25 protein-coding genes are annotated in these 24115 nt (G+C 64.4%); 12 read left to right on the top strand and 13 right to left on the bottom strand.

Going from position 1 to position 24115, the window contains the following annotated elements:
- Positions 1 to 53: 53 nt before the first annotated feature.
- Both VSR82_RS10120 and VSR82_RS10115 read left to right on the top strand, forming a co-directional pair.
- Positions 54 to 1001 carry a hypothetical protein gene (locus tag VSR82_RS10120; protein ID WP_429457773.1) on the top strand — a complete coding sequence of 316 codons (948 nt, stop codon included), beginning with the start codon at positions 54 to 56 and terminating at the stop codon, positions 999 to 1001.
- 14 nt (positions 1002 to 1015) lie between these two features.
- Complete coding sequence (locus tag VSR82_RS10115) at positions 1016 to 1444, top strand: hypothetical protein (protein ID WP_429457297.1); 429 nt, start codon at positions 1016 to 1018, stop codon at positions 1442 to 1444.
- On the opposite strand, the gene VSR82_RS10110 is transcribed toward VSR82_RS10115, so the two are convergent.
- Positions 1436 to 1933 carry a GNAT family N-acetyltransferase gene (locus VSR82_RS10110; RefSeq protein ID WP_410850356.1) on the bottom strand — a complete coding sequence of 166 codons (498 nt, stop codon included), beginning with the start codon at positions 1931 to 1933 and terminating at the stop codon, positions 1436 to 1438. The genes VSR82_RS10115 and VSR82_RS10110 overlap by 9 nt on opposite strands.
- A 13-nt stretch (positions 1934 to 1946) precedes the next feature.
- A complete protein-coding gene (locus tag VSR82_RS10105) occupies positions 1947 to 3155 on the bottom strand; it encodes a sensor histidine kinase (RefSeq protein WP_429457299.1) in 1209 nt (402 codons plus the stop codon).
- A 218-nt stretch (positions 3156 to 3373) separates the two neighbouring features.
- Here VSR82_RS10105 and VSR82_RS10100 point away from each other — a divergent pair, with 218 nt between their 5' ends.
- Entirely contained in the window at positions 3374 to 3733 is a 360-nt protein-coding gene (locus tag VSR82_RS10100) for a response regulator (protein WP_410850357.1), read from the top strand.
- Positions 3734 to 3762: 29 nt separating this feature from the next.
- Here the strand turns inward: VSR82_RS10100 and VSR82_RS10095 are convergent, their stop codons facing one another.
- On the bottom strand, positions 3763 to 4665 hold the full coding sequence (locus VSR82_RS10095) for a LysR family transcriptional regulator (RefSeq protein ID WP_410850358.1): 903 nt from the start codon (positions 4663 to 4665) through the stop codon (positions 3763 to 3765).
- 107 nt (positions 4666 to 4772) lie between these two features.
- Between VSR82_RS10095 and VSR82_RS10090 the strand changes: the two genes are divergently transcribed.
- A complete protein-coding gene (locus VSR82_RS10090; protein ID WP_429457302.1) occupies positions 4773 to 5648 on the top strand; it encodes an aldo/keto reductase family oxidoreductase in 876 nt (291 codons plus the stop codon).
- On the opposite strand, the gene VSR82_RS10085 is transcribed toward VSR82_RS10090, so the two are convergent.
- Complete coding sequence (locus tag VSR82_RS10085; RefSeq protein ID WP_429457304.1) at positions 5649 to 6557, bottom strand: LysR family transcriptional regulator; 909 nt, start codon at positions 6555 to 6557, stop codon at positions 5649 to 5651.
- A 70-nt stretch (positions 6558 to 6627) separates the two neighbouring features.
- Between VSR82_RS10085 and VSR82_RS10080 the strand changes: the two genes are divergently transcribed.
- Complete coding sequence (locus VSR82_RS10080; RefSeq protein ID WP_368585841.1) at positions 6628 to 7452, top strand: NAD(P)H-dependent oxidoreductase; 825 nt, start codon at positions 6628 to 6630, stop codon at positions 7450 to 7452.
- A 155-nt stretch (positions 7453 to 7607) separates the two neighbouring features.
- On the top strand, positions 7608 to 8468 hold the full coding sequence (locus tag VSR82_RS10075; protein WP_368585840.1) for an alpha/beta hydrolase: 861 nt from the start codon (positions 7608 to 7610) through the stop codon (positions 8466 to 8468).
- 22 nt (positions 8469 to 8490) lie between these two features.
- On the opposite strand, the gene VSR82_RS10070 is transcribed toward VSR82_RS10075, so the two are convergent.
- Positions 8491 to 9783: an aspartate carbamoyltransferase gene (locus VSR82_RS10070; RefSeq protein WP_013091330.1), complete on the bottom strand. Its 1293-nt coding sequence runs from the start codon at positions 9781 to 9783 to the stop codon at positions 8491 to 8493.
- Between the two features lie 435 nt (positions 9784 to 10218).
- Between VSR82_RS10070 and dapA the strand changes: the two genes are divergently transcribed.
- Positions 10219 to 11112, top strand: coding sequence for a 4-hydroxy-tetrahydrodipicolinate synthase (gene dapA / locus VSR82_RS10065; protein WP_429457307.1), 894 nt, complete (start codon positions 10219 to 10221; stop codon positions 11110 to 11112).
- Here dapA and VSR82_RS10060 read toward each other — a convergent pair.
- Positions 11105 to 13189 carry a putative bifunctional diguanylate cyclase/phosphodiesterase gene (locus VSR82_RS10060; RefSeq protein ID WP_429457309.1) on the bottom strand — a complete coding sequence of 695 codons (2085 nt, stop codon included), beginning with the start codon at positions 13187 to 13189 and terminating at the stop codon, positions 11105 to 11107. The genes dapA and VSR82_RS10060 overlap by 8 nt on opposite strands.
- A 153-nt stretch (positions 13190 to 13342) precedes the next feature.
- A complete protein-coding gene (locus tag VSR82_RS10055) occupies positions 13343 to 13798 on the bottom strand; it encodes a rhodanese-like domain-containing protein (protein WP_429457311.1) in 456 nt (151 codons plus the stop codon).
- A gap of 108 nt (positions 13799 to 13906) precedes the next feature.
- Here VSR82_RS10055 and ftrA point away from each other — a divergent pair, with 108 nt between their 5' ends.
- The 3 genes from ftrA to VSR82_RS10040 all read left to right on the top strand — a co-directional run bounded on the left by ftrA (position 13907) and on the right by VSR82_RS10040 (position 16332).
- Positions 13907 to 14866, top strand: coding sequence for a transcriptional regulator FtrA (gene ftrA / locus VSR82_RS10050; RefSeq protein ID WP_410850363.1), 960 nt, complete (start codon positions 13907 to 13909; stop codon positions 14864 to 14866).
- Positions 14863 to 15039, top strand: a complete 177-nt coding sequence (locus VSR82_RS10045) for a hypothetical protein (protein WP_368585835.1) — start codon at positions 14863 to 14865, stop codon at positions 15037 to 15039. Before ftrA ends, VSR82_RS10045 begins: the two co-directional genes overlap by 4 nt.
- A gap of 75 nt (positions 15040 to 15114) precedes the next feature.
- A complete protein-coding gene (locus tag VSR82_RS10040) occupies positions 15115 to 16332 on the top strand; it encodes a DUF2252 domain-containing protein (protein WP_429457314.1) in 1218 nt (405 codons plus the stop codon).
- Between the two features lie 186 nt (positions 16333 to 16518).
- On the opposite strand, the gene VSR82_RS10035 is transcribed toward VSR82_RS10040, so the two are convergent.
- The 3 genes from VSR82_RS10035 to VSR82_RS10025 form a co-directional block, all read right to left on the bottom strand.
- Positions 16519 to 17997, bottom strand: coding sequence for a DASS family sodium-coupled anion symporter (locus VSR82_RS10035; RefSeq protein WP_429457316.1), 1479 nt, complete (start codon positions 17995 to 17997; stop codon positions 16519 to 16521).
- A 52-nt stretch (positions 17998 to 18049) separates the two neighbouring features.
- Complete coding sequence (locus VSR82_RS10030; RefSeq protein ID WP_368585832.1) at positions 18050 to 18997, bottom strand: lactate/malate family dehydrogenase; 948 nt, start codon at positions 18995 to 18997, stop codon at positions 18050 to 18052.
- A gap of 128 nt (positions 18998 to 19125) precedes the next feature.
- Positions 19126 to 20118 carry a cupin domain-containing protein gene (locus VSR82_RS10025; protein ID WP_429457318.1) on the bottom strand — a complete coding sequence of 331 codons (993 nt, stop codon included), beginning with the start codon at positions 20116 to 20118 and terminating at the stop codon, positions 19126 to 19128.
- Between the two features lie 96 nt (positions 20119 to 20214).
- On the opposite strand from VSR82_RS10025, the gene VSR82_RS10020 reads away from it, so the two are divergent.
- Together VSR82_RS10020 and VSR82_RS10015 are read left to right on the top strand one after the other, a co-directional pair.
- Complete coding sequence (locus tag VSR82_RS10020; protein WP_429457320.1) at positions 20215 to 21459, top strand: DUF1479 domain-containing protein; 1245 nt, start codon at positions 20215 to 20217, stop codon at positions 21457 to 21459.
- 82 nt (positions 21460 to 21541) lie between these two features.
- Complete coding sequence (locus VSR82_RS10015; protein WP_368585829.1) at positions 21542 to 21697, top strand: hypothetical protein; 156 nt, start codon at positions 21542 to 21544, stop codon at positions 21695 to 21697.
- 787 nt (positions 21698 to 22484) lie between these two features.
- Here VSR82_RS10015 and VSR82_RS10010 read toward each other — a convergent pair.
- From VSR82_RS10010 to VSR82_RS10000, 3 genes are read right to left on the bottom strand one after another with little or no spacing between them, the layout of a single operon-like run.
- Positions 22485 to 22754, bottom strand: a complete 270-nt coding sequence (locus VSR82_RS10010; RefSeq protein ID WP_368585828.1) for a hypothetical protein — start codon at positions 22752 to 22754, stop codon at positions 22485 to 22487.
- Positions 22735 to 23253: a DUF2778 domain-containing protein gene (locus VSR82_RS10005; RefSeq protein WP_429457324.1), complete on the bottom strand. Its 519-nt coding sequence runs from the start codon at positions 23251 to 23253 to the stop codon at positions 22735 to 22737. The genes VSR82_RS10010 and VSR82_RS10005 overlap by 20 nt, the downstream gene beginning before the upstream one ends.
- 11 nt (positions 23254 to 23264) lie before the next feature.
- Positions 23265 to 23750 carry an Hcp family type VI secretion system effector gene (locus VSR82_RS10000; RefSeq protein ID WP_429457326.1) on the bottom strand — a complete coding sequence of 162 codons (486 nt, stop codon included), beginning with the start codon at positions 23748 to 23750 and terminating at the stop codon, positions 23265 to 23267.
- Positions 23751 to 24115 lie beyond the last annotated feature (365 nt).

Genomic DNA, 24115 nt, shown 5'->3' with positions numbered 1-24115 from the left:
GACATATCGTGAAGAATCGTTCATTCGCAGGTTCCGACAAGGTCCGCGCCAGCATGGCGCGAGGCGCGTTGCGCAGGGCGGTGCTCGGCGCGGCCGCGGCCGTGCTCGCACTCGGCAGCGCATCGGCGTTCGCCTGGTCGGGTCATGGCACCGCGTACACGTCGCGCGGCGTCTATAACGGCGCGCACTACGGCTCGTGCGGCGGCGGTAGCTGTTCGCATGCGGGCAGCGTGGCTGGCCCCTATGGCGGCTTCGCGAGCAACACCGGCACGGTCACGCGCACGGCGCCCGGCCAGTTCTCGAACTCGGGTACCGCGACGGGCCGCTATGGCAACACGGTGCAGCACTCGGGCGACACCAGCTGCGCGGGCGGTACCTGCTCGCATACCGGCACGATGACGGGCCCCGACGGCAAAACGGCGACGACGTCTGGCGACGTGACGCGCACCGCGCCGGGCCAGTATTCGTCGTCGGGCTCGATCACCGGGTCGAACGGCAATACGGTCAATCATTCGGCGTCGACCAATTGCGCGGGTTCGACCTGCGCGCGCTCGGGCACGGTGACGGGGCCGGACAACAACAGCGTCTATCACTCGGGCACCGCGACGCGGGTCGCGCCCGGGGTCGTGACGACATCGACGAGCGTGACCGGCACGCAGGGTCACACGGTGACGTCGAGCGGTACGGTGGTCACAGGCGGCGTGGTGGTCGCAGGCGGGACCACGACGACGAGCGGTACGACCGTGGTCGTCGCGCCGAAGCCGGTGGTGGTCGCGCCGCCGCCTGCGCCGGTCGTCGTGCCGCCGCCGGTCGTGTACGTACCGCCGAAGCCCGTCGTGGTGACGCCGCCGCCGGCCTATGTTCCGCCGCCTCCGGTGGTGTACGTGCCGCCGCCGGCCGTCTACGTCGCGCCGCGTCCCGTGTACGTCGCGCCGCGGCCTGTCGTCTGGGTGCCGGGCCATTGGGTCGGGCGCGTGTGGGTGCCGGCGCATTGGGCCTGACGATGAGCGCGGCGATGCGAATCAGAACCCGCGTCGAGTCGTGGCGCTCACGTCGCGCAGCGCGGTGCGACGTCATGTGCGGCGCGGCGGGCCAGCACCCACCATCTGATGAGGCGGCGCGTCGTTGGCGAGCGGCGGAAGGGTCCGCGTGGCGCGCGCTCCGCAAAACGGCCGCACTCGCGACGATCGTCGTGGCGACGTTTTCGGCAATCCACGCAGTCATCGACACCAGCGACGCCAACGACGACCGTCGCGCGAATCCCGCCGCCAGCGCGACGAGAGACTGTTCCGCGCGCTACGCCGCGTTGCTCGACCTGGCCGAACTCGCGCGGCGTGACGGCAAATCGTCCGAGATCGTCGTGCGTGGATTGAGAGAGCAGAACGGCGCGATGAGGGAGTGCCTATCCGCAGGCTGGGTCAGGCCGGCACCGCGATCACATTGAACGCGGCCGCGTCAGATCGCATTCCAGAAAAATCGCGCCGGGGATCGGATTGAACACGTAAGCGTCGATCGGTTCGAAATCCAGCGATGCGTAGAGCCCGAGTGCCGCTTGCATAGTGGGCAGCGTGTCGAGACGCATGCGGCGATAGCCCGCTTCTTTCGCGGCCGCCAGGATACGCGTGGCGAGTTGCCGCCCCACATGCAGCCCGCGTCCCGCCGGACGCACATACAGGCGTTTCATTTCGCAGATGGTGTCGTCGATCGGACGCATTGCGACACAGCCGATGATATCGCCGGGATCGTCGCCCGAGCCGTTGCTCGCGAGCAGCACGCGGCCGCGTGGCGCTGCGAATTTGCCCGGCAGGCTGGCGAGTTCGTCGTCGAATTGCTGGAAGCAGAGATCGAAGCCGAGACTCTCCGCGTACTCGCGGAAGATGGTCCGTACGGCCTCGATCTGTTCGGGGAAGCGCGCAGTATGCAGATGGATCATGCGATGGGTCGGGTCATTGAACATGCAGCGGAAACCGGATCTCGAACGTGGTCCCCACGCCCTCGCGCGACGCAAACTCGATCTGTCCATCGAGCACGCGGCATAGCTCCTTGACGATCGCGAGCCCCAGACCCGTGCCAGGGATTTCCTCGCCGGCCGCGCGCTCGAACTCGTCGAACACGCGCTCCGCATCGGCGGGCGCGATGCCGACGCCGGTGTCGGACACGCGAATCGCCCAGTGTTCGACGCCATGCATCGCGAACTGGAATTCGACTTGTCCCGACTTCGTGTACTTGATCGCGTTGGACAACAGATTGACCGCGATCTGCTTGAGCTTCAGCCGATTCGACGTGACGACCGGCAGCGCCGCGTCGAACTCGCTGCGCAGCGCGAGTCCTTTCGCGTCGATCGACGGCTGCATGGAAGCGATGAGTTCGTCGAAGAGTTCGCGCAAATCGACGTCTTCGAGCACGAGTGTCGCCGCGTCGCCGAGCACGACCGAGTACTCGACCATCTGGTCGACCAGTTGCTTCATGTCGGCGGCCTGACGGTTCGCGAGTGTCAGCGCGGCATCGGCTTGCGACGGCGCTCGCTCGATCAGTTGCAGCGCGACCGAAAACGCGTTGAGGAAATTGCGCAGATCGTGCGCGACGCTGCGTGTGATCTGCATGCGCGAATCATACAGATCGCCGACCAGCCGTTGCTTGAGCGTCAGTTCGTCATTCGCGCGTTCGAGCCGGCCCGTGTATTCGTCGATCTTGCGATCACGCTCGCCGACCACTTCCTTGATCGACGCATACCTGACCACGCTGAATGCTTCGGCGATCAGACGCCGCGCGCGGCTCTCGTGGCGGCGCGTGCAAGTCCGGTCGCGTTCGACGAATTCTTCGAGCGCTCCGACGAGCACCTGCTCGAAGAGGTCCAGTTCGCGCACCAGCTCTTCGATCCGGTAGCCCTGCTGCCAACGGACATTGCCGTGCTTCTTCGCGTCGCGCTCGATCGATGATTCGGCGCGTTCGAGATCTTCCGCATCGAGCGCCATGCACAGCTGGTCGAGGATTTCCGGCATATGGTCGACCAGCTGTTGATAGGTGAGCTTGTCCGCTTCGACGAGATCGGCGTCGATGGCGACGGCATGCATCCATTGCCGCGTCAGACGGCCCCGTTCCGCACGGATGAAGTTGGCGAAATTGCGCAGCGGGCTCACGCGTCGGTCGGTCATGATGGATACCGGAATGGAGTTTCTACAACATACAAACACGCGAACGGTTCCGAACGCCTCGGTTCGGCGCGGGCACCGCAGACCTGTTTGCGCCGGCAATCGGCCAGGCATCCGATGTGCGCCGGCAACCCGCGTCATTATCCGCGCAATTGCCGCGTGTGGAACACCTCTTGCGAGACTCTGGTCAGACAAGAAGCAAGTTTCGTCAGCAAACCATGATGTATTCGATATTGCTGGTGGACGACGAACCGGAAATTCTAGCCGCGTGGCGGCTGATTCTGGAAAGCGAAGGGTATGAGGTGAGTTGCGCGAGCAACGGCGCCGAAGCGCTCGCCTGTGTCGTCGCTCACGTTCCCGACCTGATTGTTACGGACTGGATGATGCCGATCATGGACGGCGCGGAGTTGTGCCGCCGTTTGAAATCGATGCCGTTATCGGTCGACGTACCGATTCTGGTCCATACCGCGGTGCCGCCCTCGGACAGCGAAGCGCAGTACTGCAGCGCATGTTTGCTGAAGCCGATCGGCGCGGATCTGTTTTTGAGCACGATCGCGCAACTCTGCACGCCACGCTGCTGATACGGCACGATCACCGTCGTGTGTTCAAATCAACCGCGTGTTGAGTCGGCCTTCAGAAAATCGACGAACGCGCGCAGCGGCGCGGGCACATGGCGATGGCCGGGATAGTACAGAAAAGGCCCTGAAAACCGCTGCCACCACGGTTCGAGAATCGCTTCGAGCGCGCCGCTGTCCAGATGCGGGCGCAGCATGTCTTCGAACAGGTGAACGATGCCGAGACCCGCGACCGCGCCGCTGACCGCGAGGTCTATCGCTGCGCCGGGCCGCACCAGCAGCGGTCCGGTCGGATTCAATTGCAGCAGCTCGCCGTCGCGCTCGAAGTACCAGGTCGGCATCGCGCCGCTCGCGAACTGGCCGCGCAGGCAGGCATGCGCGAGCAGTTCGCTGGGATGCTGCGGACGGCCGTGCGCGTCGAGATACGCGGGCGACGCGGCGGTCGCGAAGCGCTGCACGCGCGCGCCGATCGGCACCGCGATCATGTCCTGCTCGAGGCGTTCGTCGTAGCGAATGCCCGCATCGCAACCGATCGACAGCACATCGACGAAACCATCCTCGACCACCACCTCGACGCGAATATCCGGGTACTGCTTCAGAAAGCGCGCGAGCACGTCGGGCAGCACGATGCGCGCGACGCTCGATGGCACGTTGAGCTTCAGCGTGCCGGTCGGCTTGTCGCGAAAGCCGTTCAGCACGTCGAGCGCCGCTTCCATTTCGCCGAACAGCGGCGTCAGCTTCTCGATCAGACGCAGCCCGGCTTCGGTCGGCGCGACGCTGCGCGTGGTGCGGTTCAACAGGCGCAGCCCGAGTTTCGTTTCCAGGCGTCGCACCGCGACGCTCAGACTCGACGCCGACACCCCGCTCACACGCGCCGCGTCGCGAAAGCCGCCGGCGCGGGAAACCGACACGAAGGCGGCCAGATCATTCAGTTCCATGACGATTGATTGTGCAGAATTTTGAACAACCCGTACACGTTAGACCGGTTTATTCAACAACGCAATTGCGGCGATACTGCCGCTCATCACTTCACAAGGAGATCGTGATGCCGAACTTCAGCTCCATCGACACTTTCGTGCTAGCCGGCCGCGCGGTGCGGCGCATGGGCTATGGCGCGATGCAGCTGGCCGGCCCCGGCGTGTTCGGGCCGCCGAAAGACCGCGCCGCGGCGCTCGCGGTGCTGCGCGAGGCCGTTACCTTGGGCGTCGACCACATCGATACCAGCGATTTTTACGGGCCGCACGTGACCAACCAGGTGATCCGCGAGGCACTGCACCCGTATCCGCGCGATCTGACGATCGTCACGAAGATCGGCGCGGTGCGCGACAGCGCCGGCGCATGGCTGCCGGCTCAGGAGCCCGCCGACCTCGAGCGCGCGGTGCACGACAATCTGCGCAACCTCGGCCTTGATGTGCTCGACGTAGTCAACCTGCGCGTGATGGGCAACGTGCACGAGCCGAGCGAGGGCTCGATCGAAAAGCAGGTCACGGCGCTCGCCGAGCTGCAGCAGCGCGGGCTCGTGCGGCATGTCGGCCTGAGCAACGTGACGGCCGCGCAGATCGCCGAAGCGCAGCGCATCACGAAGGTCGTGTGCGTGCAGAACCACTACAACCTCGTGCATCGCGACGACGATGCGTTGATCGATGCGCTCGCGGAGCAGGGCATTGCCTACGTGCCGTTCTTTCCGCTGGGTGGCTTTACGCCGATTCAATCGTCGGAGCTGTCGGAGCTTGCGCGCAAGCTCGAGGCGACGCCGATGCAGGTCGCGCTCGCCTGGCTGTTGCATCGGGCGCCTAACATTCTGCTGATTCCGGGCACGTCTTCGGTGGCACATCTGCGCGAAAATCTGCAGTCGGCGCAGTTGAAGCTCAGCGACGAAGTGCTCGATCAACTGGATGCGATCGGCGCCGAAAAGGGCTGATTACACCGACGCCGCAATAAACTCCCGCAACCATTGATGCGCGGGATCGCGATGCACACGCTCATGCCAAAGCATCGCCATCTCGTAGCCCGGCACCTCGACCGGCGGCTCGACCATCCGCAATGTGTCCGAGCCGCGCACGAGACGCGCGGGCAGCATCCCCACGAGATCGGTGCTCGCGAGCACCGACTGCATGAACAGAAAGTGCGGCACCGACAGCACGACCTTGCGCGCAAGCCCCAGCTTTGCGAGCGTCTCGTCGGTGACGCCGAAAAAGCCGCCGCCATCTGGCGATACGATCACGTGTTCGAGCTTGCTGAACTGCGCGAGCGTGGGTCGGCGCTTCAGCTTGGGATGACCCGCGCGGCCGACCAGTACGTAGCGCTCGGCAAACAGCACGCGGCGGCGCAAGCCTTCGGGCGCGCCTTCGCTCGTATGGAAACCGATATCGATGTCGCCCTGTTCGGCCTGGCGAGCGAGCCTTGGCGGCACCGCCTCGACGATCGCGAGACGCGTGCCGGGCGCCGCCGCGCGCAAGCCTGCCAGCATCGGCAGGATGATCGTCGACTCCGCATAGTCCGTTGCGGCAATGCGCCAGGTTTGCGTCGCCGCGGCCGGATCGAACGGGCTGGTTGGCGCGACCGCGCGCTGCAGTGCGTCGAGCGCTTCGCGTAGCGGCTCGCGCAGTTGCTGCGCTTTCGCGGTGGGCCGCATGCCGCGTGGTCCGGGCAAGAGCAGCGGATCGCCGAATACGTCGCGCAGTTTCGCCAGATGCACGCTGACCGACGGCTGCGAGAAGTTCAGCCGTTCGGCGGCGCGGGTCACATTGTGCTCTTCCAGCAGCACATCGAGCGTGACCAGCAGGTTGAGGTCGAGTCTTCTGAGATTAACCACGGCAATACCTGACATATTCGGAATTCATTTCCAATATACCTCGGCGATGACTATCGTGACTGTTTTCAGCCACGAAGGTCCCATCATGAACGTTCTTATCATCTATGCGCATCCCGAACCGAAGTCGTTGAACGGTTCACTGAAGGATTTCGCTGTCCGTCATCTCGAACGCGCCGGCCATACGGTGCAGGTGTCCGATCTGTACGCGATGAACTGGAAAGCGTCGCTCGATGCGCACGACACCCGCGAGCGTCACAGCGCCGAGCGCTTCTTCGCGTCGCTCGAATCGAAGCATGCGTTCGAGAACGGCTTGCAGAGCGAGGACATCGCGCGCGAGCAGGACAAGCTGAAGTGGGCCGATGCGGTGATCCTGCAGTTTCCGCTGTGGTGGTTCTCGATGCCGGCGATCATGAAGGGCTGGGTGGAGCGCGTCTATGCGTACGGTCTCGCGTATGGCGTCGGCGAGCATTCCGATGCGCGCTGGGGCGAGCGTTACGGCGAAGGCCGTTTCGCGGGCAAGCGCGCGATGCTGGTCGTCACGACGGGCGGCTGGGAGTCGCACTACAGCGCGCGCGGCATCAACGGTCCGATCGACGACGTGCTGTTCCCGATCCAGCACGGCGTGCTGTACTACCCTGGCTTCGACGTGTTGCCGCCGTTCGTCGTCTACCGCACGAGCCGTATCGACGACGCGAAGTATGCCGAGGTCAGCGCGGCGCTCGGGCGACGGCTCGACACGTTGTGGACGACCGCGCCGATCGCGTTCCGGCCGCAGAATGGCGGTGCATATGAGATCCCGGCGCTCACATTGCGGGACGATCTGGCGCCGGGGCAGGTTGGGTTTTCCGTGCACGTCGAAGATGTCGGCGTAGCGTGCGCAACGCAAGCGAACGAAGCGGCTGAAGCCTGACTGGATCGTATGCTTCGCTGAAATATGGCTGTAAGTCGCCATTGCTAGAGTCGTCGACGGACACAGGCCGAGGCGCGCCGGGACGGTGTTGTTCGGACGCCTGACGAAGGTATGCAGCCGGAAGCTAGCGGCAACGAGCGGAAGGGCGACCCACCATGAATCCAGTTCGTAGGTTCTGGCTCATTTTGATGCTGATCGCATCGCCGGCGTGGGCGTTCCAGGCGCGCGTCGTCACGATCCCGAGCGCGGCGATGCATCGTACGTTCGACGCCACCGTCGTGCTGCCCGATCAGTACGCGCGTGGCGACCAGGCCGCGCGCTTTCCGGTCGTCTATGTACTGCACGGCTCAGGCGGCGATTACACGGACTGGACCGCGAATTCGCATATCGGCAAGCTCGCCGATCGCTATCAGGTGATCCTCGTGATGCCCGACGGCGGCCGCGATAGCTGGTACATCGATAGTCCCGTCGATCCGCGCAGCCGCTATGAAACCTACGTGGGCACCGAAGTGGTTGGCTATATCGACGGCCATTTCCGCACCATCGCGACGAGGCAGGCACGCGCGATCACGGGCTTGAGCATGGGCGGATTCGGCGCGCTACGCATTGCGCTCGACATGCCCGACACGTTCGGCGCGGCGGGCAGCATCAGCGGTGCGGTGGACCCGCGCAGCAGCGAGGACGAGCCCGGCATCGCGCGGGTGTTCGGCGACCCGTCCCAACATGCGGACTTCTGGGATAGCGAGGCGATCGTCGCCAGCGCCGAGGATTTCGGCCGCGACCACATCGCCCTGACGATCGATTGCGGCGTGAACGACTCGCTCGTGCAATCGAACCGTCTGCTGCACGAGCGGCTCGTGGAACTCGGCGTGCCACACGATTACGCCGAGCGGCCTGGCGGCCATACATGGAAGTACTGGTCGAACGCGGTCAAATACCAGGTGCTGTTCTTTGCCGGCACGTTCAGGCAGGCGGCGCGCGAAATGCGTGACGCGCGCGCCGCGGCCGCGGCCTGAGGGGCGGACACAGCTGTCCGCGTCAATCGATTCCGTGAAACACCGCGTCGTCCGGGCCCAGGTAGACGGGCGGGCGCCACGTGGCATCGCGCATCGAATGCTGGACCTGTTTGTCGACGCCGAGCAGGACCGCGAAAATCGCCATCCGCACCGGAATGCCGTTGTCGGTCTGCCGGAAAATCGCGAGCCGTGAGTCGTGATTGAGGTCGGTGCTCAAATCGTTCGCGCCGGGCCGGCTGTCGCGCGGCAGCGGGTGCATGATCAGCGTGTCGGCGCCGCACATGCTATCGACGAGCGCCTGGTTGATCTGAAAGTCGGGCGTATAGCCTTCGAACGATTCGTCGGTGAAGCGCTCCTTCTGGATGCGCGTCGCATACACGACGTCCGCGCCGCGCAGACCGGTGCGCAGGTCATGCGTCTGTTCGATCACGTGACCGTTGCGCGAAATCTGCTCGATGATATAGCCCGGCATTTCGAGCATCGGCGGCGAAATCAGCGTGAACTTGATGCCGCGATACAGCGCCAGCAGCTTCACGAGCGAATGCACGGTACGTCCGTACTTGAGGTCGCCGACCAGCGCGATGTGTGCGCCGTCGACGATCTTGCCCAGGCGCGAGAACTCGCGCTGGATCGTGTATAGATCGAGCAGCGCCTGGCTCGGATGCTCGCCGGGACCGTCGCCGCCGTTGATCACCGGCACGTTGGTCGCGCGCGCGAATTCGGCCACGGACCCTTGCTCCGGGTGGCGGATCACCAGCGCGTCGACATAGCCGCTCATCACGCGGCTCGTGTCGTAGATCGATTCGCCTTTCGCCATCGACGAAAACGTGAAGCCGGTCGTGTCGCACACCGAGCCGCCGAGCCGGCAAAACGCCGCGCCGAAGCTCACGCGGGTGCGCGTGCTCGCCTCGAAGAACAGATTGCCGAGCACCGCGCCTTCGAGCACACGCGAGATTTTGCGGCGCCGCGCGATCGGCTGCATGATGTCGGCGACGCGAAACAGCGCCTCGACCGAGTCGCGCGAAAACTGATCGACCGACAGCAACTGCGGCTTGCCCTCGAACAGCATCTGGCTGGCGAGCGATTGCGAGTCTACGCTTTGCGTATATCCTTCGCCCGGCTCCGTATTGGCGACGATCTCCGACACGAAACGCTCGACGATTTCCGGCATCGCCCGCGATTCCTGCGAGTCGTCCGGCAGCAGCCACGTGTCCAGCGCCCGGCGTGACACGCCGATACGGTTAGCGAACGTATCGCGCGTCATATTCAGGCGACGCATCGCATCGCGTAGGAAGGCTTGTTGCGGAACGCTCATGAGGGCACCTGTCGCAAGTGTGGGGTCGGCGGGAGTCAGACAGCAAAACGCGTTGGTGTACGCGGTGCGTATATTAGTTTCCGGCGCGTAGATGTCAAGCGTTTTCCTGCGCGAGTTGCTTCGTGAGGCGCCTGAGGCCCCGCCGCGCGGGTTTCGCGGTTACACTGCGGTTCATGCACTCCGGCCCTATGTTCCCGCTCCGTTCGTCGATCTTCGCCCGCGCCGCTCTCGCGAGCGCGGCAGTCGCACGCGCGAACGGTGTTTCGCGTAACGTCGGCGCCAAAGCCAAAAAACAGCCGCTCATCTGACCGGAGCACGCTGTTCCGTCGTCAGATGCGACGGAACGACCGGTCGACCGCCCGCCTGCGGCTCTCTCCTGTGTTCTCCCTCGCACCGCTGACCGGATTCGATACGGTCGTCATCGAGGTAGCAAACATGTCTGATTTCTCGGGTATCTGGATTCCGCTGATCACGCCGTTCGCCGACGGCGCCGTCGATCATGCCGCGTTGCGCGCGCTGGTGCGTCGCTATGCGGACGCCGGCGTGGCCGGGCTCGTCGCGCTCGGCACGACCGGCGAGCCCGCCACGCTCGACGCCGCCGAACAGGACGCCGTGCTCGCGACGATTCTCGCCGCCGCGCAGGCCAACGCCACCGACGCGCAGCGGCGCGCGCTGCCGGTGCTGGTCGGCGTCTCGGGCAATCACACGGCGAGCATGCGCGCACGGATCGAGCAGTTGAATCTGTTGCCGATTGCCGGTGTGCTGATCGCCGCGCCGTATTACACGCGACCCGCGCAGGACGGCATCGTCGCGCATTTCAGCGCGCTGGCCGACGCGAGCGCGCATCCGGTCGTGCTCTACGACATTCCGCAGCGCACCGGCGTGCGGCTGGAACTCGACACGCTGCTGACGCTCGCCGCGCATCCGCGAATTCAGGCGGTCAAGGATTGCGCCGGTTCGCTCGACACGACGCTCGCGCTAGTTCGCGATGGCCGTCTGCAGGTGCTCGCGGGCAACGACCTCGAGCTCTTCTCGACGTTGTGCGCGGGTGGCAGTGGAGCGATCGCGGCGTCCGCGCATTGGCGGCCCGAGCGTTTCGTCGCGCTGTACCGCGCGTTGACAGAGGGCAAGCTCGACGAAGGAAGGCAAATTTTTCACGCGCTCGTGCCGCAGATCCAGCTCGCGTTCGCCGAACCGAACCCCGCGCCGGTGAAGGCGCTGCTCGCGGCGACGGGGTGGGTGCGCAATGAACTGCGTTTGCCGATGACGCGCGCGAGCGCGGCGTTGACCGAACGGCTCGTGGCGTTGGGAGAGACGCAGCCTAGATAGCCACTCCGCTCGCGCCCATCGTTCTGCTGCGGAGCATGGCGCCGAAGTCGTCGGCGCTGACTGGTTTGCCGAGCAGGTAGCCCTGCATTTCGTCGCACATCATCGAGCGCAGCTTGTCGAGCTGCGATTGGGTCTCGACGCCCTCGGCGACCACGTCCATTTCGAGTGAGTGCGCGAGCGCGATGATCGCCGACACGATCGCGCTGCCCGCCGCGCCGTTCGCGTCGAGACCATGGGTGAAGAAGCGGTCGATCTTCAGCTGCTTCACCTGAAAGCGCTGCAGATACGCGAGGCTCGAATAGCCGGTGCCGAAGTCGTCGATCGAGATGTCGAAGCCGCTCGCCTGAAACGCGCGGATCACCTCGACGGTGCGCGCGGCGTCCTGCATCGCGACAGTCTCGGTGATCTCGAACATGATCTGCTCGCACGCGACACCCTCGTTCCTGACGATCTCCTGGATCGTCTCGACGAGGTCCGGCTGCAGCAACTGACGCGGCGACAGATTGATCGCCACCTTCATCGCCGGCAGGCCCTGTTCGATCCAGCCACGAATGCGCCGGCAGGTCTCGCGCACGACCCAGTAGCCTATTTGCACGATCTGCCCGGAGCGCTCGGCGACCGGGATGAATTCGGCTGGCGTAAGCGCCCCCAGCTCCGGATCGTGCAAGCGGATCAGCGCCTCGGCGCCCGCGAGCGCTTCGCCGCCGCGCTGAAACTTCGGCTGGAACAGCAGCGAAAAACGCTCATTCGCGAAGGCGTCGTGCAGCACTTGCTGGATCTGCAGCGTGCGCGTGGCGGCCTCGTTCATGCTGCGCTCGAAGAAGCGGTAGGTGCCGCGGCCGGCGCGCTTCGCTTCGTACATCGCGGCGTCCGCGTGCTGGAGCAGCGTCTCGACGCTGTCGCCATCGCGCGGATAGAGTGCAATGCCGATGCTCGGCATGACCTGCAGCGGTTGTTCGTCGCTCCACGTGCCCTGGCGCATCCGCTCGAGCACGCCGTCGGCGAGCGCGGCCGCGTCGTCGCCGCTCGTGAGGTGTTCCGCGAGCACGACGAACTCGTCGCCGCCGAGCCGCGCGACGGTGTCGCTCGAACGCACGCATTGCTGCAGGCGTTGCGCGAAGGCGGACAGCACCGCGTCGCCGGCCGAGTGACCGAGCGAATCGTTGATCGTCTTGAAGCCGTCGAGATCCATGAACAGCACCGCGAACGACGTGCGCTGGCGGCGCGCGCCGCTAATCGCGCGCTCGATCCGCTCGGTCAGCGTCGCGCGGTTCGGCAGGCCCGTCAGCACGTCGAGCGTCGCGAGGCGCACGATCTGGCCGTTCAGCTTCGACACCGCGCCGAGCAGGAAGGTGGTGCGCACGTCGAAGCGCGACAGCATCAGCGTGACGATCAGCACCGCGAACGTGAGCAGGATCACCGCGGTGGCGAGCCATTGCGCGTCCATGTCGTTGGCCGCGCCGCAGATCGCACCGGGCGCGAAATCCGCGGCGCCCATCGCCGTATAGTGCATGCCGCTGATCGCGACGCCCATCACCAGCGCCGCGGCCAGACGTTTGCGCGCGATATGACGCTCGTGTTCGTTGCTGAGCGCGCGCGCCATCCACAGCGCGGCGCTCGATGCGCCGATCGCGATCGCGATCGAGGCCGCGAACCATACGGGCTGGTAGTGGATCGCGGGCGCCATGCGCAGCGCCGCCATCCCGGTGTAGTGCATGCCGGCGATACCGATTCCCATCACCACACCGCCCGCCAGCAGCCGGGCTGGCGTCAGGCGCTGCTGGGTGGTCAGGAAGAGTGCCAGATACGAAGCGCCGATCGCGAGCGCCAGCGAACAGGCGGTCAACGCGAGGTCGTAGCCGAGCGGGATGGGCAGCGAGAACGCGAGCATCGCGACGAAGTGCATCGACCAGATGCCGACACCGAGCGCGAGCGCGCCGCCGAGCCGCCAGGCATGCCGCCGGCGCGCCGAGGCGAGCAGGAAGATGCGGCCCGTCAGATCGAGCGCGGTGTACGACGCGAGCGTCGCAACCGCGAACGAAATCGCCACGAGCCATAAATTGTAGGAACTCTGCATGTTGGATCCGCCGCGCGAGGAATGCGGCTTGACATCTTATCGGCACTCTTCGCATTTTGTTTAACTTATTTGCGCGTGGCTAACAGGGGCCAAAACGGGCCGGCGGACCAAGGCGAATGCCGCACTGGACGGCTTGTCCGAGTGCGGACCGCGCTATGCGGCGGAGCGCGGGTCAGAAGCCGGATCGGCGTCGTGACGGCTGAGCGCGAAACCCTCGTCGAGCCAGCCGGTGACGCCGCCCGCCATCAGCTTGACGGGCCGCCCAAGCTGGGCGAGCCGCAGTGCGCCGCGCGCCGCGCCGTTGCAGTGCGGGCCCGCGCAATAGGTGACGAACAGCGTATCCGGCGCATAAGCCGCGAGCTTCGACGCGACGATCTTGCCGTGCGGCAAATTCAGCGCGCCGGGCACGTGGCCCTGCGCGAACAGCGCGGGACCGCGCACGTCGAGCAGCACGAAGCCGGGCGCGCCGCTCGCGAGCGCGGCGTGGACGTCGGCGCAATCGGTTTCGAAGCGCAGCGACGCGTGGAAGTGCGCGATCGCGGCGGCGCTGTCGGCGGCGGGAATCGCGGTGACGGCGTTCGGGGCGGTGGTGAGGTTGTCGTGGGTCATGGCAAGGAACGAGGAGTTGATCGGGTGGTCTGGTGGCCGAGTCGATTGTGGCGGGTGGCGGGTCACCCGGTAAGTGGCGTGATCGTCAATCTTCGGTAACATCGCGCCATGCACAATCATCTCGTCGTCGCGCTGGCCTATGACCGGCTCTGCACCTTCGAATTCGGCTGCGTGACCGAACTGTTCGCGCTCGAGCGTCCCGAGCTCGGCGTGCCGTGGTATCGCTTCGCGGTCTGCGCGGGCGAGCCCGGACCGATCCGCGCGGCGGGCGGCATCACGCTGGCCGCGCCGTACACGCTGAAGCTGCTCGCGAGCGCCGACACGATCGTGATTCCGGGTTGGCGCGATGCCGACGAAGTGCCGCCGGCCGCGCTGCTGCGGAGGCTTCGCGCGGCCTACGAGCGCGGCGCGCGGCTCTGCTCGATCTGCTCGGGCGTGTTCGTGCTCGCGGCGGCCGGCGTGCTCGACGGCAAGACCGTGACGACCCACTGGCGCTACGCGGACAAGTTGCAGCAGCACTATCCGCAACTGCGCGTGCAGCCCGAAGCGCTGTATGTCGATGAAGGGCAGGTGATCACGTCGGCGGGATCGGCGGCCGGGCTCGACATGCTGCTGCATCTGGTGCGGCGCGATCATGGCGGCGCGGTCGCGAATCGGGTCGCGCAACGGCTCGTGGTGCCGCCGCATCGCGAGGGTGGCCAGGCGCAGTTCGTGCCGCGACCAATGGCGCACGACGAAAGCGGACGGATCGCGAAGCTGATGGACTGGCTGCGCAGCCATGCGGCCGAGCCGCATACGCTGAGCTCGCTGGCCAGGCGGGCGGCGATGAGCACGCGCACGCTGCAACGGCAGTTCCGCGACGCGACCGGCATGGCGCCCTATGAATGGCTCGTCAGGGAGCGCGTCGCGCTTGCCCGTGAATTGCTCGAAGCGGCGACGCCGCTACCGATGGCGCGCGTCGCCGAGCGGGCGGGGTTCGGCTCGGAAGAGTCGTTGCGGCGGCATTTTCGTCGGATCGCGTTGACGAGTCCGGGAGCGTATCGGCGCAGGTTTGGCGGGGAGGGGTGAATGCGCGCGGAGCGCGGCCGCATCGGCGGCTGCGCCTGCAGCAGGAAATGTGGGCGGCGGTCAGGAGTGCGGCGGCCGCTCAGCCGACGCCGATCACGGCGCTCGTCATGACCGCGATCAACGACGTGCTCAACGCGCCGGGTTCGCTGCATCCGCACCGGACCCGGCATTGAATTCGCGGCACGCGCCGAGGTCACAGCAGCAGGCACGCAGCTCACGTCGAGCTTGCTCATTCAACGGAACCCGCTATGTCCGACATCGCAAAGATCATCGCCAGTTTCAACGCCGGGCGCGACCCCGAACGGCTCGCGATGAAATACAAAGCCATGCGCGGCTCGCCGTTCTTGTTTTTGCGCGGCACCTGTCATCTGTTCTATCAGCGACTGCCGCGCGCGAGCGTGCTCGACGACGCGCCGCACGTGTGGATCTGCGGCGACATGCACCTCGAAAATTTCGGCAGCTACAAGGGCGACAATCGCCTCGTCTACTTCGACAACAACGACTTCGACGAAGCCTGTCTCGCGCCGGCTCCATACGAGCTGGTGCGTCTGTTGACGAGCGTGCTGGTCGGCGCGGCCGATCTGAAGCTGAGCCGCGCCGAGGCGCTCGCGCTATGCCACACCGCGCTCGATGCCTACGGCGCCGCGCTCGCATACGGCAAGTCGCGCTGGATCGAAGCGGAGACCGCGACCGGCCTGGTGCGCGACCTGTTCGTCGCGCTCGCGAGCCGCACGCGCGCCGCGCATCTGGACCGGCGCACGGTGCTCAAGGGCAAGACGCGCATGCTGAAGGTAGACGGCAGGAAAGCGCTGCCCGTCAGTGATGAAAGACGCGCGGCCGTCGTGCGGTTCATGCAGCAGTTCGCGGCGACGGAGCCGAATCCGGACTTCTACCGCACGCTCGATGTCGCGCGACGCATCGCGGGCACGGGCAGTCTCGGTGTCGATCGCTACGTGATTCTGGTCGAGGGCAAGGGCTCGCCCGATGGCAACTACCTGATCGATCTGAAAGAGGCGCTGTCATCGTCGGTCAGTGCGCACGTGACGGCAACGCAGCCGAAGTGGCAGACCGAGGCGCAGCGTGTCGTCGAGGTGCAGCGGCGCAATCAGGCGGTCTCGCAGGCCTTTTTGCACGCGGTCGAATTCAATCAGCGCTCCTATGTGCTGCGCAGCTTGCAGCCATCGGAAGATCGCGTCGCGCTTGCCGATTGGGACGGCAAGCTGCCACGGCTCGAGGCGGTGATCAACAGCATGGCCGAGTTGAGCGCGTGGGCGCATTTGCGCAGCGGAGGGCGCCAGAAGTCGGCGATCGCCGATGATCTGATCGCGTTCGGCAGTCGGCGCGATTGGCAACTGCCGTTGATTGATCTGGCAACGCAGTGCGAGGCGCAGGTCGCGGCGGATTGGAAGGCTTATTGCGAAGCTTATGACCGAGGGAGTTTCGAGGCGAGCGGCGCGGGCAAGTAGGCGATCTTCGTGTCGCCGGCTGGCGAGAACGTCAGGGCCGCGGACGGCGTCGCGGTGATCGGCGCCGCTCGATGACGACCGGCGAACTCGCGCGAATCACGCCCGCTCGCGATTGACGAAGCGGGAAGCGCAGCAGAATCACATGTGCGCGGGCCGTCCGGTCCGCGCGTCGAAAGTCGCGTTGTCTCATACGTGCCCCAGCACCTTCCACCAAAGCGGTCCAACCACCAGCCAGGCGACCATGTAAAACAGGCTCATCAAAAAGCCCGCCTTCCACCATTCGCCCTGCGTCACGTAGCCCGCGCCGAACATGACCGGACCGGAGCCGATGCCATATTGCGTCAGGCAACCGTTCACATTGCTGAGAATGCCGAGCGAGACCGCGGCGACGAAGGGCGGGACGCCCGCGGCGACCATCAGCGCCATCGAAAGTGGAAACAGCGCGCTGATATGCGCGGTGGCGCTGGCGAAAAAGTAGTGAATGTAAACATAGATCACCGCGACCAGCATATAGACGGCCAGCATCGGAAAGCCCGCGAGATGCTGGCCGAATTCCTTGCCGAACCAGGCCACCATGCCATATTCGTTGAGCTTGGAGGCCAGCATGATGAGCAGGCCGATCCAGATCATCGTGTCCCAGGCGGACTTTTCGTTCAGTGCGTCCTGCCACGTCAGCACGCCGCTGATGAACAGCAACGACACGCCGATCGCCGCCGCGAGCGTCGCGCCGATGCCGAGATCGTCGCCGAATACCCACAGCACCAGCAGGCCGACGAAGATGCACGCCATGATGATTTCTTTGACCGAGATGGAGCCCATCGTTGCGAGCTCCCGTTGCGCGAGATCGGTCGCATCGGGGGTGCGTCTGACGTGCGGCGGTGCGATCCACAGCATCGCGATCGGAATCACGGCGAGGCACAGCAGACCGGGGATCGACGCCGCCAGCGCCCAGTCGAGCCAGCTGATCGACACGCCCTGGTCCGCGGCCAGCTTGACCGCCAGCGGATTGCCCGCCATCGCCGTGATGAACATACCCGCCGTGATGATGTTCGCGTGAAAGGCGCAGAGAATCAGATAGCGTCCCACCTTCGCGCGTGATTCTGGATCGTCGGCGTGACTGCCCAGCACTTCGGAAATCGCTCGCGTGATAGGCAACATCACGCCGCCCGCGCGCGCGGTGATGCTCGGCATCGCGGGCGAAATCACCAGTTCGGTCAACACGAGCCCGTAGCCGAGCCCCGTCGTGCGCTTTCCCAGCAATCGCATGAACAGAAGCGCGATGCGGCGGCCAAGGCCGGTCTTGATCACGCCGCGGGATATGAAAAACGCCAGCATCACGAGCCAGACGAGGTCGGTGCCGGTGGATCGCGTGACGTCGGCGAACGTCAGAACGCCGGCCAGCACACCGATGGTCGAGCCGATGATGGCAACCACCGACATCGGCAGCGGGGCGGTCATGATGCCCGCAATGGTCGCGACGAACACGGCGAACATATGCCAGGCCTTCGGCTGCAGACCGGCGGGCGCGGGCAAGAACCACAGCACGAGGCCGACCGCGATCGGCACCAGATATTTCCAGATGCCCGCCGGCAGTCCGACCGAGGGCTTCGGCGTGGCGGGCGGGGAGCTGGTGGGCTGTGAAACCTTGGCAGGTGTGGGAGCCATGTTGGACCTCGTGCCGGCGTTGCTGGGTCTTTTCGGAGTGCGCGGGAAAGCGTCACCGCTGGTGAAGCACGCTTTCCGTCGCCTCCTTGACGATGCGCGCGCTTCCCAGCAAGGCCTCGCGCTCGATAGGGTCAAGTTCAGGATAGGCGATCAGGCGCGCGCCCGCGCCGTTGACGACCATCGGCAGCGACACGCACACGTCCGGTATGCCTTCCACTTCGGGCTCGACGATGCCGACCGTCAGGATCAGATCGGTGTCGTGCACGATGGCCTCGCAGATCCTTCCTATCGCGCTGGCGATGCCGTAATGGGTGGCGCCTTTGCCTTCCTTGATGAGCTTCGCCGCCTCGTGAACGGAGCGCAGGATCAGATCCCGGCTGGCGGGGCCCAGCTCCTTGCCGTTCCTCGTCAGGAAGGTTTCGAGGGGCATGCCGCAGACGGTCGCGGCGGACCACTGGATCACCGCCGATTCGCCATGCTCGCCGAGCACATAGGCGTGAATCGCGGAGGCCACCACGCCGAGCCGTTCGGACAACAGGGAGCGCAGCCGCCCGGTATCGAGCGAGGTGCCGGTGCTGATGACGCGCTCGCGCTCGCAACGCAGCTGGTCGTAAACGGCGCCGGTCAGCACGTCGCAGGGGTTGGTCGCGATCAGGTAGATGGCTTCGGGCGCGAGCGGCGCGATGCGCCCGACGATTTCGCTCGCGATGTCCGCATTGGTTCTGGCAAGGTGCAGGCGCGTCTCGCCGGGTTTGACGCCGGCGCCGGCCGTGATCACGACGATGTCGGCGTCGCGCGCGTCTTCGTAGTCCCCTGCGCGGAACCGGCTGTGCCCCCAGAATGCCGCGGCGTGGGCGAGATCCAGAGCCTGTCCTTCAGCGCGCACCCGCGCGACGTCGATGATGACGACTTTCGCGCTCGGAATGGCCAACGCCACGAACAGGGCTGCCGATCCCCCAACCAGCCCCGCGCCGACGATAACGATCTTGGCCTGCCGCATCGCGAACCTCGCTAAGTTCGGGTTTCACCCCCGAAGCATAGTCGCACGCACGCATTTGCCATCAATCAGACCTTAGTCCTACACGGCGGCGGCGCGTCTTTTCTCCTGCGGCTCGCCGGGAAGTTCGCTCATTCGGACTGCCGGCCGGCACGTGTTGGCCGGGACGTTCGCTTGCCGTCTTCTTTGTTGCGGAGTCTCTGAAGAGAAGGCGAGCGCTCGGTGAGTTGCGGCGACATCTGTTGCTCGGCACGCCGCGCGCCGGCGAACTGGTGCCTGAATTCAACCGGTGTCATGGCCTTGGCGGCTTTGAATTGCCGGTTGAAATTCGCGACGTTCGCAAACCCGGAGCGCGTCGCAATGACGGAAATCGGCGCCTGTGTGGCCGTCAACATCCGGCACGCGTGGCCGATTCGCACACGCGTCACGTAGCGCCCGACGGTCTCGCCAAGATGCTGCGTGAAATGCCGCGTCAAAGAGCGCTCGGACAGCCCAGACGCCTTGGCAAGCGCGGAAAGCCGCAGCGGATGCGCGAACTGTGTCTCGATCAATGCGAGCGCGCGATTGAGCTGATCGGATTCGTAGCCAGTCGCTGCGCCGGTCCGCGCATCGAATGCGCTTGGGGACGCGAGCGGCGTGGCGGGAAGCGTCGACAGCAGGTCCAGCACGTCGAGCGCCGCCTGCAAGCGGTCGCGCGGTTTGTCGGACAGCAGGCGGTCCAGGTGTGCGCGCATGCGCGTGCCGGCTCCGTCTTCGAACGCGAGGCCGCAGGCCGCTCTGCGCAACAGGTCGCATAGGCCGTTGTATTCGGGGCAGACATCGGCGAGTCGCCGCAGCCACGCGCCGTCGAACCAGACGACGATCGCGACCTGCGGATGCGCCGCATCGATCGAGCGGTTCGAGGCCCACGTGTGCGGCAGATTCGGCGGCACCAGCACCAGATCGTCCGCACCGTAGGTCGCGACCGAGTCGCCGATGTACCGCTTGCCCTGACTGTTCATCGTCAGCGTCAGCTCGTACTCGGGATGGTGGTGCCATTCGAAAGGGATGCGGGGCAGCCGGCGGTGGTAAACCCTGACCGAACAGTCCCGGCCAAAATCCACATGTTCGAAAGCGGCTTTCATGTCCGAAATCGTCAAATCATTGACCGGATAGTATCACGCGCGCACTGCTCGTTCGCGTACGCTTCAAGCATCAGAAACCTCAATGGAGACGATGCAATGGCCTTGCAAATCGACGACCTGCCGGCAGCCACCCGTCAAGCGAAGCGCGAACTGCGAGCAATGCTGCCGAACTACCGTGAAGTGTTCGCCGACGTCGCGGCGGCGATGACGAAGGAGGCGGAGCGAATCGCCACACTACGTGATCGGGGCGAGCCTGTGATTCCGGAAATCCAGTTCGCCGACATCGTGGCGAACCGCGTCACCGACGAGCAGATCGCTCTCGTCAAAGCTCGCGGTGCCTGTGTGATCCGCAAGGTGTTCGACCGGTCGCTCGTCGAGCGATGGGATCAGGACATCGCGGAATACGTCGAGCGCAACGACCTCGACGCCAAGCTGCTGAATCGCGCGGAAGACAAGTACTTCGGCCAGCTCGCTTCGAGCAAGCCGCAAATCTACGGTGTGTACTGGTCGAAGCCGCAGGTACTCGCGCGTCAATCGATCGAACTCACGCAGGCCCGCGTGTTCCTGAACCGGCTGTGGCGCGCCGAGAGCGAAGGGCGCGTGCATTTCGATCCGAACCATGTGCCGGTGTATGCGGACCGCCTGCGTCGTCGGCCGCCCGGATCGGAATCGCTCGGATTGTCCGCGCATTGCGACGGTGGTTCGGTCGAGCGCTGGATCGAGCCGAATTTCCGCAAGGTCTATCGCGATGTGTTCTCGGGCCATTGGCGCGACTACGATCCGTTCGATGCCGCGTGGCGCACCGAAGTCGAGGAGATCGCTTCGCCGGCAGTCTGTTCGATGTTCCGCACGTTCCAGGGCTGGACCGCGCTGACGCCGCAAGGCCCCGGCGACGGCACGCTGCAATTGGTGCCGATGGCGAACTCGATGGTCTACATCCTGTTGCGCGCGCTGCAGGACGACGTCGCCGAAGACGATCTGTGCGGAGCGATGCCGGGTCGCGCGCTGTCGATCAAGTCCGAGTATCACGCGCCGCTGTTTCATGCGCTGTCGTCGATTCCGTTGATGCAGGCGGGCGATACCGTGTTCTGGCATAGCGACGTCATTCACGCGGTCGAAGACGCGCATCGCGGCAACGGTTATAGCAACGTGATGTATATCGCTTCGCTGCCGGCCTGTGCGAAAAACGATGCGTACCTGAAGCGGCAACTGCCGAGCTTTCTCGAAGGCAGGAGCCCGCCGGATTTTCCGGCGGATCATTTCGAAGTCGATTTCGTCGGCCGCGCGACGGCAGACGATCTCACCGAGCTTGGCCGTTCGCAGATGGGCTTCGATTTGTGAGCGCAAAGGGCATGGCCACCTCTTGATCGGGAGCAGAACTTGCTGTCATTTCAGCATGGCAACGACCCAAGGAGGACCGGCCATGGCCACTACACCGAACAAGGACGAAAACCCGATCCGGCCGGATCAGTCCGACGTCGTGCAGACGGATCTGCCCGACATCGGTCCATCGCAGGACCCGGACGAGCCGCCGCTCGATCCCGACATCGACCCCGATCGCGAGGACGACAAGCCGTAGACGAGCGCATTCGCTCGATAAATAGAACCGATGTGAAATGTGGGCGTGTCTGATAACCGCGCCATTTTTCCTCACGGCAGAATTGCCGCGCGAGTGCTGCGTCGCGGCGACTAACGCGCATAGCGAAATCAACGGAGACGGTGGTTTGCCGGTACGAAGCGTTCCGTGCCAACCTCGCTTACGGGGCGTCTCCTCGCACTCCACGACATGCACGCCAGCGACGTGAGCCTGAGTTGCATTCTGATGCACCCGGCTAGCAAATCAGAAACAATAAAAACGGTGAGGCAATTCAATGTCGACCAATTTTCCCACCTCTGCATTGCGCAAGACGATGGAAAGAGCCGGAAGAAAACGGAACCCGGCGCAGGCTTCGCCGTGATCGAGCGCTGACTTGAATCAGTCGTCGTCCGGTGCTTCTGCCGCTTCTGGCCGGAGTCGCGCGTCGCCGCTCATGATCTTCGGAAGCTCGGGAAAGTACACCTCGCAGCGCACCTGCCATTGGTGGCATTCCTGCGCGTGCAATCGGTTATCTCGCGGCCTGGATCCGTCATCGGGAAGTCGGCACCAAGCGATGCAACCAGCTTCGCGAGCCGGGAGCGGCCGCGACGTTTACAGCGCGTACAGGCGACCTCAAGATGCGTCGCGCGCGCAGCGACGTCACCGAGGGAAACGGAGCCGGTTTTCATGCGGGTCGGATGGCGGCGATGGGTTCAGAAAACAGCAGCGTAACAGGGTCGCGCGCATGCAATAACAGACCCGCGCGAAGCGGGTCCGGTTGTGCTGCTCATCAGGCACGCGAGCGACAGCGCCGCCAGACCCGGCATAACCTCATGATCGCGATATAGGCAAGCGCCGCAACCATCAGATCAACCAGAAGGATGAGCGGAATGTATAGGTCATCAGGGTCACGAATGCCGAGCCAGTTGGCGGCGTGCAACCAACCGCGCGCCTGACTCGCTGGCATGGGTATCGGGTAAGTGTGGACGTAGGGCACGGCAAGACAGAACAGGCCGACAAAGAGCGCCACCTTGAACAGCCTACGGACAAGTGTTGCCATAGATGATGACCTCGATTGTTCCGTATGCCTTCAGCCCCGAGTTACCGGTCGGAATCTTCCCGGTGCGCAGCAGCGCGGAGCGGATACGCATGAAATCGACATGGCTCGGCATGGTAATACAGCCAAGTGACTGACCCTGGCCACCTGCCGGATGCAACCGGAAGTTTCCACGCTTCACACCATTGACCCACGTGAAATCATCGATCAGACCATCATCGCGATAAAGTGCGAACCACTCGTTGTGATCGACCGGTGCGCCTATCGCTGAATTGACGGTGTCCTTTATCGAAGCCCATGCGCGAGACCCGACGCCGCCTGTAGGCCGGTCCACGATCCAGTACTTACCGGCAGGGATCGGACCGTTTGAGGGAACCATAGTGCAACCGCCGCGATTACGGTATTGCTCGTTTCCAGAATACGCGTTGAATGTGCCAATGCCATTCATCGTGAGCGGTGACAGCCATTTGTTATTGACAATGAATTTACCGGTGACCGCCATTGTCCCCCCGCTCAAGTGCGCTCATTCCATGAGTCGGTGTATTTGATATTGCCATCGAGATAGTGCCACGTGATCCGCTCATACATCATCGATACCGCCTCGACGTGATTGAGCGTGGACGCCTCTGCGAGTTTCGTATTAGCCATGCCGGGATTAATGCCGCACACCTTCGCCCCTTCGAGAAGCATCACGAAATACACTTCCTCTTTTCCCGCATCGTTGATGCGATACCACCTTATCTCGGCCGACTGAAGCGTTTGACCGGTCGCCACGGCCTTGTACAGATACGGCGTTGCGCGGTCGAATTCCTTTTCGAATGCAACCGGCGAGTGTGCGCGCGCGCCTGTGATCTTGCCGTTGGCAGCATCAACCGGCAGATTCACGCCGTGTCCGAAGCTGATAATTTCTATGCTTCCTTCGCGCTCCTGAACGGTTGACGAACCTTGGATGTTTGCGCCGCCATCATCTTTTAGCCACATATAAGCAGGAATCGGCATCTCGTGTTGTCCTCCCTTGATTGGTTGATACGCGTTACGCGAACCAACTTTTTAATCGGGAAAGAGAGTCCGGCGCAATGCGCAATCCATGCGGTGTTCATAATCTGACAATGTTTTACGTTCCTTTTACGTTTCTCTCAATATAAGTTTCGACAGATTCAATTCGCTCATCGCAATCGTCTTCCATACCTAAGTGGATAAGCCGATTGTCAACGATCTGGGTTTAGCGTTGAATGGCTGCTCGGAATTTTCGTCGAGGCCGCAACCATCCGCTGCAGTCGAACGACCTCGATGCGCTCCGCATAACCCTCGCACGGATGCGAGAAACCCTCTCCAGACAAACCCGGATTGCTGCTCCGATTTCG

It is taken from the genome of Burkholderia sp. JPY481, from assembly GCF_038900515.1.
GTDB classification, from domain to species: Bacteria; Pseudomonadota; Gammaproteobacteria; order Burkholderiales; family Burkholderiaceae; genus Paraburkholderia; species Paraburkholderia youngii.
Note: the sequence above shows the minus strand (reverse complement) of the source record. Positions and strands in the feature narration are given on the sequence as shown.